Here is a 17,410-nt window from a genome sequence, read left to right on the forward strand (position 1 = left end):
GAGACAAGCTGAACGGGAATTGTATCAAAATGCGTCTCTTGAATGTTGCCGCTTTCTTTTTTGCAGTCGCAAGCGCGCTGCTTCTTTACGCATTGAATTACGATACGCGCCGCCTCGAAGCCGAACTGCAGGCGAAAGAGCGCCTGGCCGATCGCGCACGCAGCGACATCGCCGTGCTGAAGGCCGAACGCGGCACACTCGCGCGCCCAGACAGGATCGATGATTTGGCTCGCCGGCTTGGTCTTGGACCGCCGAAGCCTGAGCAATTCGCACACGGACGGGAAGTATCGGAACTTAACGAGCGCCAGGGCAGCGCCGATGGCCGTTGATCGCGACGATGTTCTGATCAGGGGTGCGGCGGCGCACATGGTCAGTGGTGCGGGCGTGCGCGCGCCTCTCGGCCGCGGGGAAGCCGCGTCGGGCGCTCCGCGCCGTCGCGCGGAGGCGGCCGTCTATGGCGTTTTGTTTTCGGCCTTCATGGTCGTCGTTGCCCAGCTTCTCGTTCTGGCGGTCGGGCGGCGTACGGATATCGCGCTCGCGATTTCCGAACCTGTAGCGGCGACGAGCTTCAGCCGTCCCGACATCGTCGATCGCAATGGACGGTTGCTCGCGACGGACCTCGAAGCGCCCTCAATCTTTGCCGATCCGGGTGTCGTGTTGGATCGCGACGAGGTCGTCGAAAAGCTTTCGACCGTGCTTCCCGATCTCAACGCAAGCGAATTGCTGCGCGCGCTTTCGGATAAATCGCGGCGCTTCGTCTGGGTGCGCCGAGGCGTGTCGCCTGGCATCGCGCAGAGGGTGCACGATCTCGGACTTCCTGGTGTCTCGTTTCGCTACGAGCTGAAACGCGCGTATCCCGGCGGCAAGATGGCGGGTCACGCGCTCGGATACGTCGATGTCGATAACCGGGGCGTTGCGGGTATCGAAAAGTATATCGACGACAAGGTCGGCGTCGATCCGGTTCATTCGGCCGTGCTGTCGAATCGGCCGCCGGTGCGCCTCTCGCTCGATATCGGGGTTCAACACGCGCTCGAGGACGAGCTTGACGATGCCATGCGGCGCTATCATCCGGAAGGCGCTGCCGGTGTCGTTCTCAATATCAAGACGGGCGAAATTCTCGCGAGCAGTTCGCTGCCGCGCGTCGACCCCACTTGGCCCGCCCAAACACTTAACGACAAGCGCGTCGATCGCATGATGGGCGGCACCTACGAGCTTGGCTCGGTGTTCAAAGCTTTGACGCTCGCCATGGCCCTCGACGAGGGATTGGTGAAACCCGATACCGTTCTCGACGTGACGAAGCCGCTCGAAGCCGGACGTTTTACGGTGACGGACATGCATCCGTCCCGCCGGCCGCTGACGGTGACGGAAGTGTTCACCCACTCGTCGAATGTCGGCGCCGGAATGCTGGCGCTGCAGGCGGGACCGGAGAAGTTCCGGGACTTTCTGCAAAAAGCCGGCCTCCTCGATCCGCTGCAGACGGAGGCAGGCGCGGTTGCTAGCCCGCAAGTGCCTCAGCGCTGGAACCGGGTGACGACGATCACGGCCTCGTTCGGGCACGGCATCGCCGTTGCGCCGCTGCAGTTCGCGGCCGCAGCCGCCACGATCTTCAACGGCGGGAAGACGGTTCACCCGACGTTTCTGAGGAAATTCGACGCGGGCACGGCCGACGGCAAACCCCTGATCTCCGCCGCGACATCGCGCCAAATGGCTGAACTCATGCGCGCCAACGTCATCGATAAGGACGGCACCGGCCGCAAAGCCGACGTGCCGGGCTACAGGGTCGGCGGCAAGACGGGTACTGCCGATATTGCGAGCAAGGGCGGCTATACGTCCAATGCCGTCATATCGTCGTTCCTCGGCGCGTTTCCGACGGATGATCCGCAATATCTGACGTTCGTAATGTTGTTCGAGCCCAAGGGCATTGCGGACACGAAAGGAAACCGGACGGGCGGAACGAACGCCGCACCTGTGACGGGAGAGCTGATCGCTCGCGTCGCAGCTCAGCTCGGCGTTGCGCCGCAGCTCGACGTCGTTCGTCAATAAAGGCATTTCGGCCGCATTTGACGGCCTCGATGGGGCCCCGTATCAAGCGTCGGGCCGAATGATAGGCAGACGAACATAGGGGCGAAAAGCGGGGTCATGCGGCTTAGCGATGTGCTTCCAGCCGATATCGAATTGCCGCCGGGCGCGGCCGATATTCAGGTTACGGGCATCACCGCGGCGAGTGCCGCTGTCGGGCCGGGCGCAATTTTTGCCGGTCTTCCCGGCAGCAAGGTCGATGGCGCATCGTTCGTTTCCGATGCCGTCGCGCGGGGCGCGGCCGCAATCGTCGTCGGTAAAAGCAAAGGTGTGACGGTTCCGCCCGGCGTCGCGTTGATCGAAGTCGACAATCCGCGCGCCCTACTTGCGAAAATCGCCGCAAGGCTTTCCGGCAGGCAGCCCGCATGTGCGGTGGCTGTAACGGGCACGAGCGGCAAGACGTCGGTCGCGGATTTCACGCGGCAAATTTTTACGGCGCTCGGTCATAGCGCGGCATCGATCGGGACGATTGGAATCGTGAAGCCGGGTGGCGCGGTCTACGGATCGCTGACGACGCCCGATCCGGTGACGCTGCATGCAACGCTCGCGGCCCTCGCCGACGAAGGCGTTACGCATATCGCGTTCGAAGCGTCGTCGCATGGGCTCGATCAGCACCGCCTCGACGGCGTGGAGCTTTCGGCGGCGGCGTTCACGAACCTCGGCCGCGACCACATGGATTATCATCCGACGGTCGAAGCCTATCTCGACGCGAAGCTCAGGCTTTTCACGGAGCTGCTGCCGCCGGGCAAACCTGCGGTCATCAATGCCGACGGCGCGTGCGCGATCGAAGTTATAGCGGCCGCCAATGCGCGCGGCCTTCGCGTGCTGACGGTTGGTGCGCTGGGCGACACGCTGAAGTGTACGTCCGTCAAGCGCGAAGGCTTCCGGCAAGTGATCGGTGTCGTTGCAGATGGAAGAGAGTATTCCGTCGATCTGCCGCTCGTCGGCGCGTATCAAGTTGAGAACGCGCTCGTCGCAGCGGGTCTCGCGATTGCCGTCGGCGAAGAGACGGGCGCCGTCTTGAGTGCGCTCGCAGGGCTCAAGGGCGTGCCGGGCCGTCTCGAGATCATCGGCGAGCGAAATGGCGGCCTTGCGATCGTCGATTACGCGCACAAGCCCGAAGCGCTGGCGGCGGCGCTCGACGGTTGCCGGCCGTTCGCGACGGGTCGGCTGATCTCCGTGTTCGGCTGCGGCGGCGACCGGGACAAGGGTAAACGGCCGATCATGGGGCGGATTTCCGTCGAGCGGGCCGATGTCACGATCGTGACGGACGACAATCCGCGCAGCGAACAACCGGCTCAGATTCGGAAAGAAATTCTTGCCGGCGCGGCCGGGGCGCACGAAATCGGTGACCGCGCCGAAGCCATTTCGACGGCGGTGAAAATGATGATGCCCGGGGATGTCGTGCTTGTGGCCGGAAAGGGCCACGAAACCGGCCAGATCATCGGCGATCGCATCGTGCCGTTTTCCGATCACGATGAAATTCGGCGGGCGCTCGCGAGTTGACGAATTGATGCAACCTCTCTGGTCCTCTTCCGAATTGAGTGCTGCGCTGGGTGTCGACGCCGAAGGCGGGTCGGGCGCTCCGATCACGGACGTCTCGATCGATACGCGCACGCTGCGTCCCGGCGATCTGTTCGTTGCGCTCAAAGATCAGCGAGACGGGCATGAATTCGTTGCGGCGGCGTTCAAGGGCGGAGCCGCAGCGGCGCTCGTAAGCGAAGGCTATTCGCGTCAGCCGGGAGACGGCGCTTTGTTCCGCGTCGCCGATACGCTCGGCGGGCTCGAAGCGTTGGGCATTGCGGCGCGGACGCGATTGGGGCCCGACGCACGCATCGTCGGCGTGACGGGAAGTGCTGGCAAGACCGGCACCAAGGAAATGTTGCGGGCGTGCCTGTCGCGGCTCGGTGCGACGCATGCATCCGAAAAATCCTACAACAATCATTGGGGCGTGCCGCTGACGCTGGCGCGGATGCCGCGCGAGACGAAATTCGGCGTGTTCGAGATCGGGATGAATCACGCGGACGAGATCCGGCCGCTGACGAAGATGGTCAGGCCCGATGCCGCGATCATCACGACCGTCGAGGCGGTGCACCTCGAACACTTTCCCTCGGTCGAGGCTATCGCCGATGCCAAGGGCGAGATCTTCGAAGGTCTGGCGCGCGGCGGCGCGGCGATCATCAAGTTCGATAACCCATATGCGGGCCGGTTGAAGGCCACTGCGGAGCGGCTCGGCGCTAGGCCGATCACGTTCGGGTTCGATGCCGGCTCGGATGTCCAGGGATCGAATTTCGTCGCGACCGATACCGGCAGCGACATGACGGTCGTCCTGGGCGGCAGCAGCTATCCCGTCCATCTCGCGATGCCGGGGCGGCACATTGCGGAAAATGCGCTGGCTGTTGCCGCGGCACTTCATTCCATCGGCGTCGATGTGCGGAAGGCCTTAGAAGCGCTCGCAGATCTCGAGCCTCCGGGTGGGCGCGGTGCGCGCAGCACGCTTTATATCGGCGCCGGGGAGGCGCTACTGATCGATGAGAGCTACAACGCCAATCCGGCCTCGATGAAGGCTGCCTTGGCGACGCTCGCCGGGGTGCCGCGGGCCAAATATTCGCGGCGTATTGCCGTCCTGGGCGACATGCTGGAGCTTGGCACCGAGGCGGCCGCGCTTCATACAGGCCTGAAAGGCGCAGTTGACGAGGCGGATGTCGATCTGGTCTTTGCGTGCGGGCCGCATATGAAAGGCCTATACGATGCCCTACCGGCGGCCAAGAAAGGCGGATACGCTTTGACGTCTCAGTCAATCGGGACCGTGCTTGCCGAGAATCTTCGTCCGGGAGATGTCGTGATGGTCAAGGCATCCAACGGGACACGCCTTGGCCCAGTGGTCGCGGCGCTCAAGACGCAATTTGGAAAAGACGGGCCCGCCGTCTAGCCGGCGCGGATCACAAGGGGAAAGTTTTCACCGCATGCTCTATGCGCTCGTCAATTTCAGCGACCAGATCAGCGCGCTGAACGTATTTCGCTATATCACGTTCCGGACCGGCGGCGCGATCTTCACCGCTCTCCTGTTCGTGCTGATGTTCGGTCCGGCGATCATCGATCTTCTTCGCCTCAAGCAGGGCAAGGGTCAGCCCATTCGCACCGACGGGCCGCAGACGCACCTTCTGAAGCGTGGCACGCCGACGATGGGGGGCCTGATGATCCTCGCGGGCGTCACGGTGTCGACGCTGCTGTGGGCGCAACTATCAAACGGCTATATCTGGGTCGTGCTCGGCGTCGCGCTCTCGTACGGCGCGATCGGCTTCTACGACGACTTCCTGAAGGTGACGAAGCGCACGACGGCGGGATTTTCCGGCCGTATCCGGTTCCTGCTCGAACTGCTCGTCGCGGCGATCGCCGGGTTCGCACTGATGATGCTCAGCCCGAAAGGGCTCAGCACCGATCTGACATTCCCATTCTTCAAGGACTTCGTAATCAATCTCGGGCCGTTCTTCGTGCTGATGGCCGTGCTCGTCATCGCGGGTGCGGGAAATGCCGTCAACCTCACGGACGGCCTCGACGGTTTGGCGATCGTCCCCGTGATGATCGCGGCGGCGACGTTCGGCGTCATCGCCTACCTTTCCGGCAACGCGAAGTTTGCGGGCTACCTGCAAATTCATCACGTGCCCGGCACGGGCGAGCTCTCCGTCATATGCGGGGCGCTCATCGGGGCGGGGCTCGGGTTCCTGTGGTTCAATGCGCCGCCCGCGATGATTTTCATGGGCGATACCGGCTCGCTGGCTCTCGGCGGCACGCTCGGCGCGATTGCGGTCGCGATCAAGCATGAGATCGTTCTGGCGGTCGTCGGCGGGCTGTTCGTGCTCGAGACGCTCTCGGTCGTCATTCAGGTGCTGTCATTCAAATGGACCGGAAAGCGTGTGTTCAAGATGGCGCCCCTGCATCACCATTACGAACAAAAGGGCTGGAAGGAATCGACGGTCGTCATCCGGTTCTGGATCATTTCCGTCATTCTTGCGCTCGTCGGGCTTTCGACGCTGAAGCTGCGCTAGACGCCAAACGACGCGACATACGGTAGACTCTGGCCCCATGATTCGCGCGACGTCTTTCAAAGGCAAATCGGTTGCCGTTTTCGGCCTTGGCGCTTCCGGGATAGCGGCCGCCGAAGCGCTCCGCGACGGCGGCGCCTTCGTTGCCGCCTGGGACGACGGCGTGGCTGCGCGCGATGCTGCGATTGCCCGCGATATCCCATTGACGGACCTCAGTGTGGCGGACTGGGCCGGCTACGCCGCGCTCGTGCTGGCGCCCGGCGTGCCGTTGACGCATCCCCTGCCGCACTGGACGGTCAAAAGGGCTCGGGAGAACGCCGTCGAGATCATCGGCGACATCGAGATTTTCGCGCGGGAGCGCGCCTTGCACGCGCCGGGTGCGCCCTTCATCGCGATCACGGGAACCAACGGCAAATCGACGACGACGGCGCTCATCACGCACATCCTTCGGCATGCGGGGCTCGACGCGCAGATGGGCGGCAACATCGGCCGTCCTATCCTCACGCTCGACGGGCCGGAGCCTCGCCGGTTTCACGTCATCGAGATGTCGTCGTTTCAGATCGATCTGACGCCGACGCTCGCTCCGACGATCGGCGTGATGCTGAACGTGACGGCCGATCATCTCGATCGGCATGGAACGATCGACGATTACGCCGCCATCAAAGAACGCATCGTCGCCGGGGCCGATATCGCGGCCGTCGGCATTGACGACGACTATGGATTGGCGATGCTGCGGCGGCGGGTGCCTGCGGGACCAGCTATCGCCTTCAGCGCCGAGAAATCGCTCGCGCCCGGATACAGCCTGCTCGACGATACGATCGTGTGCGCCAACCGCGAAGGCTTGGCCGTCAAACTCGGTTCGCTCAAAGGCATTCCGACGCTTCGCGGACGGCACAATGGACAGAACGCTCTCGCGGCCGTCGCCGCCGTGCGCGAGTGCCTGAATGCGCTCGGACATTCGACGGACCTCGATTGGCAAGGCGCGCTGTCGTCGTTTCCGGGGCTGCCGCACCGCATGGAAGAAATCGGCCGGATCGGTAAGGTTCTCTTCGTCAACGACAGTAAGGCGACGAACGCGGATTCGACCGAGAAAGCGCTGCTTTCATTTCCGCGTGACGTCTATTGGATACTCGGCGGCAAGCCGAAGGCCGGCGGCATCGAAAGCCTCGCTCCCTACTTCGAGCGAATTACGAAGGCTTACCTGATCGGCGAGGCGGCGGACGAATTCGCCCAGACGCTCGAGGGGAAGGTTCCTTTCCTGCGGAGCGGCACGCTCGACGAAGCCGTGTGGGCAGCCTCGAATGACGCTCAGTCGAGCGAGGGCGCCGAACCGGTCGTGCTGCTTTCGCCCGCGTGCGCAAGCTACGATCAGTTTCGAAACTTCGAAGTTCGCGGCGAAAGTTTTCGGGGGCTGGTCGCGTCGCTCCCCGGGATCGTGATGCGAGCGGCCCCATGAAGCTCTCGCGTGCAGACCGCAGTTTGCTCGCCGAATGGTCGTTCACGATCGATCGCAGCCTGCTGATCGCGCTCGTCTCGCTCGTCGTCATCGGGGTCGTATTGTCGGCAGCGGCGTCGCCTGCCGTCGCGTTGAAGAAGGGCTTGCCGGCGTATTACTTCGTCGAGCGCCATATTTTCTTTGCGGCGCTCGGCACGGTTCTGATGATCGTCATTTCGTTTTTTTCGCCGGCCGGCGTGAGGCGTCTTGCAGCGGGGCTCTTTCTCGCCGCCGTCGCGGGCATGATCGCGGTGCGTTTTTCCGGTGCTGAGATCAACGGTGCGCAGCGGTGGTTGAACATCGGCAGCTATTCGCTGCAGCCGTCCGAATTCGCGAAGCCGGCGTTCATCGTCATCATCGCGTGGCTGTTCGGCGAGGCGTCGTCGCGCAGCGATATGCCGGCGCTGCCGTTCGGGCTGGCGCTGTGGGCATTCTTCGCGGGCCTTCTCGTTGCCCAGCCCGACGTTGGACAGACGGTTTTGATCAGCTCGACGGCCGGACTACTTTACCTGCTGGCGGGGTTGCCTGCGGTCGGGGCGGGGCTTCTCGTTATCGTCGGAAGCGGCGGCATGTGGCTCGCCTACGAATATTTTCCGCATGTGCAATCGCGGTTCCTGAAATATTTCGGCTCGGCGCCGCTCGAGAGTTCGCAAGCGGGGCGAGCGATACAGTCTTTCGCCGAGGGCGGGCTATTCGGCCGGGGGCCGGGAGAAGGCACGATCAAGTCCATCCTTCCGGATGCCCACACCGATTACATCTTCGCGGTGATCGGCGAAGAATACGGGGCCATCGCCTGCGTCGCGCTGCTTGGTGTCTTCGCGTTCATAACCATCAGGGCCATGCGGCGGGCCGCTGGAGAGCCGAACGCGGCTGACAGGCTGGCCATACAGGGCTTGGCGCTTGTCTTTGCGCTGCAATCGCTGATCAATATGGGTGTGAATATCGGCCTTTTGCCACCGAAAGGCATGACGCTGCCATTCATCTCGGCGGGCGGATCGTCCATGCTGGCTCTTTCGATAACGGCCGGGATGCTTCTGGCTCTGTCGCGCCGGCGGCCCGATCCGCAGCGCCTCAAAAAGCCGCGATGGATTCCGGCAATCGACGAAGTACAAATCGCGGGACAAACACCGAAATCATGAGCGAGATTTGAATGACCGGCGTGCAATCGATCATGCTTGCCGCAGGGGGAACGGGGGGACATCTCTTTCCCGCATTTGCTCTTGCCGAAGAACTCAAGCGTCGCGGCATCGCCGTCGACCTGATGACCGACATGCGCGGCGATCGCTACGGCAGCGGTTTTCCGGCGCGTCAGGTCTATCAGGTTCCTTCGGCGACCTTGGCATCGCGTGCGCCTTCCGACATCGCCAAGACCGCGAGCGCACTCGCACGTGGAACGCGGGCGGCATTTTCCGTGCTCGGTGCGGTCAGGCCTTCGGCGATCATCGGCTTCGGCGGTTATCCGACATTTCCGCCGTTACTCGCGGCGCGTTTGCGGGGTATTCCAACGGCGATCCACGAGCAGAACGCGGTGCTGGGACGCGCCAACAAGCTACTTGCCAAGCGCGTGACGGCAATCGCGACGTCGTTCGAGCGAACCAAGTTTCTCGAAGGCACGCTCGCCGAAAAGGCCGTTCTGACAGGAAATCCGGTTCGCCAGTCCGTGATCGATGCGGCGGCGCGGCGTTACGAGGCTCCAACGAGCGACGGCGTCATTCGCATTTTGATTTTTGGCGGCAGCCAGGGCGCGCGCTTCTTCTCCGACACCGTGCCGCTCGCACTTTTTGCGCTTCCTGACCACATCCGGAAGCGGCTGCGCGTCGTGCAGCAGGCGCGCGAAGAAGATCTGGATCGGGTGAGAGAGGCGTTCGTCGAGGCGAGCATCAGCGCGGAGGTCGCGCCGTTCTTCGCCGATCTCCCGGCGCGGATGGCCGCGGCTCATCTCGTCATCGGCAGGGCGGGTGCATCGACGGTCGCGGAACTGACCGTTATCGGGCGGCCTTCTATCCTGGTGCCATTGCCGCATGCGCTCGACAACGATCAGCTGAACAACGCCCGCCGGCTTGCCGAATCAGGGGGTGCCTGGTGCTTCGAGCAGCGAAATCTCTCGCCCGAACGCATCGCGGACGAGTTGGAAAAGCTTTTGCAGGCGCCGGCCGCCCTTGCGACTGCGGCGAACGCGGCTAAAACCGCGGGACGCCCGGACGCCGTCCGGAATTTGGCCGACTTTACTCTCGCTTTAGCGGAACGGAAGTATTCTGGTGCCGGGCGCGAGCGTTAGAGCACCTGAAGATCATGATCCGGCGTTCGACATAGACTCATCGAGGTAATTTCCATCCATGCAGATGCCCCGCGACATCGGGCCTTTCCACATCATCGGAATCGGCGGCATCGGCATGAGCGCCATCGCCGAAATTCTGGTCGCCAAGGGCTATACGGTCCAGGGCTCGGACCAGAAGGAAAGCGCCAACGTCAAAAGGCTCCGGGCCAAGGGCATCCGTGTTTTCGTCGGCCATGATCCGGTTAATCTCATCGGCGCGCGCTACGTCGTCATTTCGACGGCGGTGAAGCCGCTAAACCCCGAACTCATCGCCGCGCGTCAGAAGGGCCTGACGATCATCCGCCGCGCCGAGATGCTGGCGGAGCTGATGCGGCTCTACTCGACGATCTCGGTCACCGGCACCCACGGCAAAACGACGACGACGTCGCTCCTCTCGCATATCTTCACGGAAGCGGGTGAAGAGCCGACGGTCATCACCGGCGGCATCATCAACTCGTGGGGGTCCAACGCCCGGCTCGGCCAGGGCAAGTGGATGATCGTCGAAGCGGATGAAAGCGACGGCACGTTCACCCGGCTGCCGACGGAAATCGGCGTCGTCACCAATATCGATCCGGAGCATCTCGATTACTTCGGCTCGGTCGAGGCGATGCACCGCGAATATGAAGCTTTCCTGCGGAATATTCCCTTCTTCGGGTTGGCGGTTGCCTGCATCGATCATCCGGTCGTCAGGGACATGATCGAGCGGCTGAACCTCAGAGCGGACGGGCGCCGGCTGCTGACATACGGGCAAAGCAAGGACGCCGACCTCGTTCTCGAGTCCGTCAGCATTTCGGGCAACACAACGACTTTCGACGCGAGCTTGGCGGCGCATGTGAAGGGCGGCGCGAGACGCCTCGAAGGCTGGTCGGTGCCGATCCCCGGTTCGCACAACGCGCTCAATGCGCTTGCCGTGATTGCGGTCGCGACGCATGCGGGTTTGCCGGATGCGAAGATCAAAGCGGCGATGGCGGGATTTTCCGGCGTCAAACGGCGCTTTCAATTCGCCGGGGAATGGAACGGCGTCGGTATTTACGACGACTATGGACACCATCCGGCGGAAATCGCCGCAGTGCTCGCGGCCGCCCGGGGCGGCAGCAAAGGCCGCGTGATCGCCGTCGTCGAGCCGCATCGATATACGCGCGTGCGCGACCTCTTCGATGACTTCGCCCAGTGCTTCAAGGACGCCGACAGCGTCGTCGTTGCGCCGCTCTATACGGCGGGCGAAAACCCGATTGCCGGCGTCGATAATCGTACGCTGGCGGAGCGGATCAGAACACTTGGCGGGCGTCCGGCGGAAGCCGTCGACGATCCGAGCCTTCTCGTGCCCGCGATCAAACGCCTGGCGCGGCCCGGCGATATCGTCGTCTGTCTCGGCGCGGGGAATTCGACCGAATGGGCGAACGCGCTTCCGGGATGGCTCGCGGAGGCGCCTCAGCGGACCGGGAGCGACGGCTAATGTTTCCCGATATCACCGGCGAACTCATTGCCGCGATGCCCGATCTGCGCGGACGATTGAGCGCGAATACGTCGCTCGCCGACGTGACCTGGTTTCGCGTCGGCGGACCGGCGCAGGTGCTGTTCACGCCGGCCGATGAAGCGGATCTCGCGTATTTCCTGAAGCATCGGCCAGGTGACGTTGCCGTTCAGGTCGTCGGGCTCGGGTCGAACCTGCTGGTTCGCGATGGCGGCGTTCCGGGCGTCGTTATCCGCCTCGGCCGTGGTTTCGGTGAGATCAAGGTCGACGGTCAGCGATTGCGGGCGGGCACAGCCCTTCCGGATGTCAAAGTTTCGCGCGCGGCGGCCGAAGCCGGAATTCGCGGGCTCGCGTTCTACCGTGGAATTCCAGGCTCGATCGGCGGCGCGCTGCGCATGAACGCGGGCGCGCACGGGCGGGAAACAAAGGACTGCCTCGTCAGTGCGCGGGCTGTCGACCCGCAAGGCAATATCCACGTGCTTTCGCTTGCCGACATGGGGTTCACGTATCGCCACTGCGGGATCCAGAAGGATTGGATTTTCACCGAGGCGACGTTCGAAGGTGAGCGGGGCGATCCGGCCGAAATTCTCAAAGAGATGGACGAAGTCGCCGATTATCGCGAGAAAAACCAACCGATCAAAGAGCGGACGGGCGGCTCGACGTTCAAGAATCCGGACGGACACAGCGCCTGGAAGCTTGTCGACCAAGCGGGCTGCCGGGGCATGCGCGTCGGGGGCGCGAAAGTCTCCGAGATGCATTGCAATTTTTTGATCAACGACAAGCAAGCCACCGGCGAAGACGTCGAAACGTTGGGCGAAACTGTGCGCGCGCGCGTGCTGGCTCAGTCCGGCATCACGCTCAACTGGGAAATCATCCGGATCGGCGTGCCGAAGCCCGGCCGCCCCACCGGCGAAGCGCTGGCGGCGGAACGCGCGGCTATTCACGCGAACCAAAACTGATCAGACTGCCCCACCGATGTTTCTTTTGATGTAAGCGAGCCAGCCATGAATGAACTCGGCCCGGTGCCAAGCCGCACGCACAGTCACGTCGCCGTCTTGATGGGCGGCCTTTCCGCCGAGCGCGAGGTGAGCTTGAGTTCCGGCGCGGCTGTTGCCGAGGCGCTGTTACGCGAAGGCTATACCGTCACCGAAATCGACGTCGAGCGCGACCTCGCCACGAGGCTTCAGGAACTGAAGCCCGACGTGTGTTTCAACGCGTTGCATGGCAAATTCGGTGAGGACGGCTGCGTGCAGGGCGTCCTCGAACTGCTCGGTATTCCCTACACGCACTCCGGCGTGCTCGCCTCTGCCCTTGCCATGCACAAGGAGCGGGCCAAGGACATCATGAAGCTCGCAGACGTTCCGGTTGCGGAAGCCGTGCTGGTGACGCGCGGGGAGGCGCTGGAGGGCCATGTGATGGCCGCGCCATACGTCGTAAAGCCCCTCAAGGAAGGGTCGAGCGTCGGCGTCGTGATCGTGCCGCCGGACGCGCAGCGACCGCCGAATTCCATCGCTGCGGGAGGTCCGCTGGAGGAGATCGTCATGGTCGAGCGGTACATCGCGGGTCGCGAGCTAACTTGCGCTGTCATCGGCGATTTTGTGACGGACGTGATCGAGATTGTGCCCTTAAGGGGACTCGCATTCTACGATTACGAGTCGAAGTACGGTCCGGGGGGCTCCAAGCACGAGCTGCCTGCACAACTTTTACCAGATATTTACCAGTTGGTCCGTTCCTTAACCTTAAGGGCGCATCAAGCTTTAGGCTGTCGCGGCGTGTCGCGGGCTGACTTCCGCTTCGACGATACCGCGGGCGGAACCAACGAGCTGATCTGCCTCGAAGTCAACACTCAGCCGGGCATGACGGGAACCTCCCTTGTGCCTGAGCTGGCGGGGTATGCCGGCTGGTCGTTCGGTGACCTCGTCCGATGGATGGTCGAGGACGCGAGTTGCAACAGGTAGAGAGCAAGCAACGGTTCTGGTGGCGGGCTGCACACGATGCGCCAACGCCTGAACCGGATGCTGCTCGCTGGACCCAACCGTCCAGCAGGACTGCCGAAGCGCGCGGCCCCGCGACGCGCGGTCGAAGCGCCACGAACCGCACGGCCAAGCGATCGCCTTTGGATCTGCAAATTCCACGCGGTGAACGCCGCTTTCGCGGATCGCGCCGCAATCAGCGCTGGATGAAGCCGGTGCCGATTGCCGCCGCTGCGATCGTTGCCGTTTGCGCGGGTGCCTTCGCTTTGTCGTTCAGCAAACTCGCGGCGATCGACTTTGCAGCAAAAACCAACGACGTGATGATCGCCGCCGGATTCGGAATCGATCAGGTGAACGTTTCCGGCCAGCATTACGCGTCGGATTCCGACGTGTTCGACGCGCTCGATCTGCCGAACGTGAAGACATTCGCGGCCTTCAATTCGGACGCTGCGCTGAAGCGCATCGAGCGGATCGCGTGGGTCGATACGGCGCAAATTACGCGCGTGTATCCGGGGACTCTCGACGTCGTCATTCGCGAGCGGACGCCGGCTTTCATGTGGCAGCGGGGCGAAACGAACTTCCTCGTCGATGCGACCGGCCGCACGCTCGGGCCTGTCCCTCGTGCGAACACTTGGAACTTGCCGCGCGTCGTCGGCGAAGGTGCCGACACCGAAGCCATTCTGATGCTTTCGGCTTTGCGGCAATACCCGCTCATCGAACGCCAATACGCCTATGGCGAACGTATCGCCGAGCGGCGCTGGCGGATCGTGCTCAAAAATGGAACGGCGCTGGAGCTTGGCGCCGATCGCGAAATCGAAGGCTTCCAAGAAGTCGCGACCGTGCGAGAGGCCGCAGCTACGCTCAAGGGAGCACCGATGGTCGTCGATGTTCGGACCCCCGGCCGGATCGCGATCCGGCCTCTAACCGGCAATTCCGCACGGACGGCTTCGAACGCCGGCGCGCGTACTATTTCTCTCGCTTCAGAACGGCCCTAACGGAGATTTTTGTGGCGGATCGGCGCAATTACCGGACCTTCGGGCTTCTCGACATCGGCACCAGCAAGACTGTTGCGGCGGTTGTCGTGGCTGAACACATCGCCGGCGAGGCGAAGCCTTCGCTGCGGCTGGCGGGGCTTGGCCTGCAGCGTTCGAAGGGCATCAAAGCCGGTGTTTTGACAGATCTCGACGAGGCGGAATCGGTCGTTCGCGGCGTTATCGGTCAGGCGGAACGTGCGGCCGGTATTTCGGTCGGCGGCTTTACGCTGTCGGTCGCTGCCGGGCGGCTTTCATCGGTTCATTGCACGGCACGGACGGACGTCGAGACTGGAAGCGTAACGCAAGATGACCTTGCCCGGCTCATGGCTGCGGGGGAAAGTTACGCCGAACGCAACGGACGGACGCTGATACATCTCAATCGTCTCGGCTATGAAGTCGATGGAGCAGGGGGCGTTCGCGACCCGCTCGGGCTTTCGGCGCGCCGGCTCTCGGCGGGGCTGCATGCTGTCACGGCGGACGAAGCGCCGTTGCGCAACCTGCTCGTTCTGATCGACCGATGCTATGCGAGCTGTGACGGCCTGGTTGCCGCGCCTTACGCGAGCGCCCTTGCCGCAACGACCGCCGAGGAGCGGCAGTTCGGTGTTACATGCATCGATTTCGGGGCGGGAACGACGTCCATTGCGCTTTTCGCCGACGGCGCCTTCACCGGAACGGACGTTATTCCGGTCGGAAGCCAGCACATCACCTACGACATCGCGAAGGCGTTGCAGACGCCACTTGCTGAAGCCGAGCGAATCAAAACGCTTTATGGCACACTTCTCAATGCCCAGTCCGACGAGCACGAGTCGTTTTCCTATCCGATCGCCGGCGAAGAGGACGATGCGAGCTACGAAACGAGCAGAGCGCGGCTCGCGGATATCATCCGTCCGCGCGTGCAACAGATCATGGGGCTTGTGCGCGAGCGTTTGGTCTCGAACGCGGCAAGCCGCTACGCGGGAGACAAGGTTGTTCTGACGGGCGGAGCCAGCCAACTTCTGGGATTGCCGGAATTCGCCGCCCACGAGTTCGGCAGGACCGTACGTGTTGGACGGCCAACGGATCTTCCCGGTCTCAACGCAAGCCTCGCGGGACCGCAGCTTGCTACGTTGTCGGGGCTGGCGCTGATCGCGGCGCGCGGCGACGGCGAACATAGCGTGGCTCGAGGCCGGAAGACGGTGACGCAAGGGTATCTCGGCCGTGTCGGTACATGGCTCAAGGGCGGGTTTTGAACGTGTCGCATAGAGGGCTGCAATCGTCGACGACGTGGGCGCGGGGGCTCATCGAATTCGGGCGAAGCGGCGAACTATCAAAGTCGGGGAAGCTATGAGCATCAAGCTGCAATTGCCGAAACTGGTCGACGCCAAGCCGCGGATCACGGTGATCGGCGTCGGCGGCGCGGGGTGCAATGCCGTCAACAATATGATCGCAGCCGGATTGCAAGGCGTGCAATTCGTCGTTGCGAACACGGACGCGCAATCACTCGAGGCATCAAGTGCCGAGCATCGCATCCAGCTCGGCGTCAATCTGACGGAAGGGCTTGGCGCCGGCGCGCGGCCCGAGATCGGCGAAGCGGCCGCTGAAGAGGCGCTCGAAGAACTTCGCACGCATATCGCGGGCGCGCATATGGTGTTCATCGCTGCCGGTATGGGTGGCGGCACCGGAACAGGTGCTGCGGCCGTGATCGCCCGCATCGCGCGCGAACTCGGCGCGCTGACGGTTGGTGTCGTCTGTAAGCCGTTTCAGTTCGAAGGCGCGCGGCGCATGCGCATCGCGGACGCGGGGGTGCAGAGCCTTCGCCATCTCGTCGATACGCTTATCGTCATTCCAAACCAGAACCTGTTCCGTATCGCCAACGAGCGCACGACGTTCGCGGAAGCCTTCGTGCTCGCCGATCAGGTGCTCTATTCGGGCGTCGCGTGCATCGTCGAACTGGTGCTGAAGGAAGGCCTCATCAATCTCGATTTCGCCGACGTCAGAACGGTCATGAGCGGCATGGGCACGGCCATGATGGGCACCGGCGAAGCGACCGGCGAACGGCGCGCGGTTCTCGCTGCGGAAGAGGCGATCGCCAATCCGCTGCTCGACGACGTGACGCTTCGCGGGGCCAAGGGTCTGCTGCTGTCGATTTCAGGCGGCCGCGAAATGACGCTCTATGAGGTCGACGAGGCGGCGAGCCGGATCAGGCAGGAAGTCGATCCCGATGCGAACATCATCGTCGGCGCGACGTTCGAAGAGCAACTCGGCGACCGCTTGCGGGTATCGATCGTGGCCTCGGGCATGAACCGGGCGGCCGAATCGATCGTCGGCCAGCAGGGCGGATTGCGCGCGATTGCAGGATCGCCGGCCGCACAGCCAGCTGCCGCGCCCCAGGCTTCGCAGTATCAGGCTCCGCTGAATCAGCCTCAGCAACATCGGCCCGCGCCGCATCCGCATAGCCAGGCCGCTCCGGTTCCGCCGCCGCCCGGCGATTTGCAGCGGCGTCTGGCGGAGGCTCTGCAACCTTCTAATGGTCAGCCGGGGCAGAATAATTCCTATCAGGGGCAGAATATTTCCCATCCTGTCCACAGCGAACCTGCACGACAGAATCGTGACAGTTGGATTGCGCCCGGAAACGTGATGATCGAGGACGGGCTGGAGAATTTTCCTCCCCTCTCAGGCAATGCATTGTTACGTACGCCGCCGCTTCCAGCGGGGTCTCCGGCCCAACATTACGACTCCCGATTCGAGCCGCAGGCACCCGCCGAAATTCATCGCGGATCGCGTCGTCTGCCGGGCATCGAAGAGTTTCCTCCGCAGGCGCAGAAAGAATGGAATGCACACCACGGATCGGGTTCCCGGTCAGGTGCGAGAGATGCAGAAGAGCCAAGAAAACCGGGCCTTCTTGAACGTTTTGCGGGGCGGGGAAGAAAATAGAGCGCGGGCCTGAAAATTGTTTTGAATGCGGTACGCTTTCGATTTTAAATCGTGAAAAAAGCGTGGCGAGAGCAGGCGA

At 63.1% G+C, this 17,410-nt stretch carries 14 protein-coding genes; all 14 read left to right on the top strand.

Features of this window, described 5'->3' with window-relative positions:
• The first annotated feature begins 29 nt into the window (after nucleotides 1–29).
• The 14 genes from ftsL to ftsZ all read left to right on the top strand — a co-directional run bounded on the left by ftsL (nucleotide 30) and on the right by ftsZ (nucleotide 17,331).
• Complete coding sequence (ftsL, locus tag BM399_RS01100; RefSeq protein ID WP_092863040.1) at nucleotides 30–329, top strand: cell division protein FtsL; 300 nt, start codon at nucleotides 30–32, stop codon at nucleotides 327–329.
• Nucleotides 319–2,043 carry a peptidoglycan D,D-transpeptidase FtsI family protein gene (locus BM399_RS01105; protein WP_244531017.1) on the top strand — a complete coding sequence of 575 codons (1,725 nt, stop codon included), beginning with the start codon at nucleotides 319–321 and terminating at the stop codon, nucleotides 2,041–2,043. Before ftsL ends, BM399_RS01105 begins: the two co-directional genes overlap by 11 nt.
• A 96-nt stretch (nucleotides 2,044–2,139) precedes the next feature.
• Nucleotides 2,140–3,585 (top strand): UDP-N-acetylmuramoyl-L-alanyl-D-glutamate--2,6-diaminopimelate ligase, encoded by a 1,446-nt coding sequence (locus BM399_RS01110; RefSeq protein WP_092863043.1) that lies wholly within the window; start codon nucleotides 2,140–2,142, stop codon nucleotides 3,583–3,585.
• 7 nt (nucleotides 3,586–3,592) lie between these two features.
• Complete coding sequence (locus BM399_RS01115) at nucleotides 3,593–5,011, top strand: UDP-N-acetylmuramoylalanyl-D-glutamyl-2,6-diaminopimelate--D-alanyl-D-alanine ligase (RefSeq protein WP_092866070.1); 1,419 nt, start codon at nucleotides 3,593–3,595, stop codon at nucleotides 5,009–5,011.
• A gap of 34 nt (nucleotides 5,012–5,045) precedes the next feature.
• Nucleotides 5,046–6,128, top strand: a complete 1,083-nt coding sequence (gene mraY, locus BM399_RS01120; RefSeq protein WP_092863047.1) for a phospho-N-acetylmuramoyl-pentapeptide-transferase — start codon at nucleotides 5,046–5,048, stop codon at nucleotides 6,126–6,128.
• A gap of 37 nt (nucleotides 6,129–6,165) precedes the next feature.
• A complete protein-coding gene (murD, locus tag BM399_RS01125) occupies nucleotides 6,166–7,581 on the top strand; it encodes a UDP-N-acetylmuramoyl-L-alanine--D-glutamate ligase (RefSeq protein ID WP_092863049.1) in 1,416 nt (471 codons plus the stop codon).
• Entirely contained in the window at nucleotides 7,578–8,759 is a 1,182-nt protein-coding gene (locus tag BM399_RS01130) for an FtsW/RodA/SpoVE family cell cycle protein (RefSeq protein WP_092863052.1), read from the top strand. Before murD ends, BM399_RS01130 begins: the two co-directional genes overlap by 4 nt.
• Nucleotides 8,760–8,770: 11 nt before the next feature.
• Complete coding sequence (gene murG / locus BM399_RS01135; protein WP_092863055.1) at nucleotides 8,771–9,898, top strand: undecaprenyldiphospho-muramoylpentapeptide beta-N-acetylglucosaminyltransferase; 1,128 nt, start codon at nucleotides 8,771–8,773, stop codon at nucleotides 9,896–9,898.
• Nucleotides 9,899–9,956: 58 nt separating this feature from the next.
• Entirely contained in the window at nucleotides 9,957–11,393 is a 1,437-nt protein-coding gene (gene murC, locus BM399_RS01140) for a UDP-N-acetylmuramate--L-alanine ligase (RefSeq protein ID WP_092863058.1), read from the top strand.
• A complete protein-coding gene (gene murB / locus BM399_RS01145; protein WP_092863061.1) occupies nucleotides 11,393–12,370 on the top strand; it encodes a UDP-N-acetylmuramate dehydrogenase in 978 nt (325 codons plus the stop codon). The genes murC and murB overlap by 1 nt, the downstream gene beginning before the upstream one ends.
• Before the next feature lie 45 nt (nucleotides 12,371–12,415).
• The gene (locus tag BM399_RS01150; RefSeq protein ID WP_092863064.1) at nucleotides 12,416–13,369 is read left to right on the top strand and encodes a D-alanine--D-alanine ligase; all 954 of its coding nucleotides are present in this window, start codon (nucleotides 12,416–12,418) and stop codon (nucleotides 13,367–13,369) included.
• Nucleotides 13,357–14,379, top strand: coding sequence for a cell division protein FtsQ/DivIB (locus tag BM399_RS01155; protein WP_092863067.1), 1,023 nt, complete (start codon nucleotides 13,357–13,359; stop codon nucleotides 14,377–14,379). Before BM399_RS01150 ends, BM399_RS01155 begins: the two co-directional genes overlap by 13 nt.
• 11 nt (nucleotides 14,380–14,390) lie before the next feature.
• On the top strand, nucleotides 14,391–15,647 hold the full coding sequence (gene ftsA, locus BM399_RS01160) for a cell division protein FtsA (protein ID WP_092863070.1): 1,257 nt from the start codon (nucleotides 14,391–14,393) through the stop codon (nucleotides 15,645–15,647).
• Nucleotides 15,648–15,741: 94 nt separating this feature from the next.
• A complete protein-coding gene (ftsZ, locus tag BM399_RS01165; protein WP_092863073.1) occupies nucleotides 15,742–17,331 on the top strand; it encodes a cell division protein FtsZ in 1,590 nt (529 codons plus the stop codon).
• Nucleotides 17,332–17,410: the final 79 nt, after the last annotated feature.

It is taken from the genome of Hyphomicrobium facile (genome assembly GCF_900116175.1).
In the GTDB taxonomy this organism is placed as follows: Bacteria; Pseudomonadota; Alphaproteobacteria; order Rhizobiales; family Hyphomicrobiaceae; genus Hyphomicrobium_B; species Hyphomicrobium_B facile.

Excerpts from the sequence above, each read along its gene's own strand:
- murC (WP_092863058.1), top strand. The coding sequence starts at position 9,957 with ATGCAGATGCCCCGCGACATCGGGCCTTTCCACATCATCGGAATCGGC.
- ftsZ (WP_092863073.1), top strand. The coding sequence starts at position 15,742 with ATGAGCATCAAGCTGCAATTGCCGAAACTGGTCGACGCCAAGCCGCGG.
- mraY (WP_092863047.1), top strand. The coding sequence starts at position 5,046 with ATGCTCTATGCGCTCGTCAATTTCAGCGACCAGATCAGCGCGCTGAAC.
- murB (WP_092863061.1), top strand. The coding sequence starts at position 11,393 with ATGTTTCCCGATATCACCGGCGAACTCATTGCCGCGATGCCCGATCTG.
- BM399_RS01130 (WP_092863052.1), top strand. The coding sequence starts at position 7,578 with ATGAAGCTCTCGCGTGCAGACCGCAGTTTGCTCGCCGAATGGTCGTTC.
- BM399_RS01150 (WP_092863064.1), top strand. The coding sequence starts at position 12,416 with ATGAATGAACTCGGCCCGGTGCCAAGCCGCACGCACAGTCACGTCGCC.
- BM399_RS01105 (WP_244531017.1), top strand. The coding sequence starts at position 319 with ATGGCCGTTGATCGCGACGATGTTCTGATCAGGGGTGCGGCGGCGCAC.
- murD (WP_092863049.1), top strand. The coding sequence starts at position 6,166 with ATGATTCGCGCGACGTCTTTCAAAGGCAAATCGGTTGCCGTTTTCGGC.
- BM399_RS01110 (WP_092863043.1), top strand. The coding sequence starts at position 2,140 with ATGCGGCTTAGCGATGTGCTTCCAGCCGATATCGAATTGCCGCCGGGC.
- murG (WP_092863055.1), top strand. The coding sequence starts at position 8,771 with ATGACCGGCGTGCAATCGATCATGCTTGCCGCAGGGGGAACGGGGGGA.
- ftsL (WP_092863040.1), top strand. The coding sequence starts at position 30 with ATGCGTCTCTTGAATGTTGCCGCTTTCTTTTTTGCAGTCGCAAGCGCG.
- BM399_RS01115 (WP_092866070.1), top strand. The coding sequence starts at position 3,593 with ATGCAACCTCTCTGGTCCTCTTCCGAATTGAGTGCTGCGCTGGGTGTC.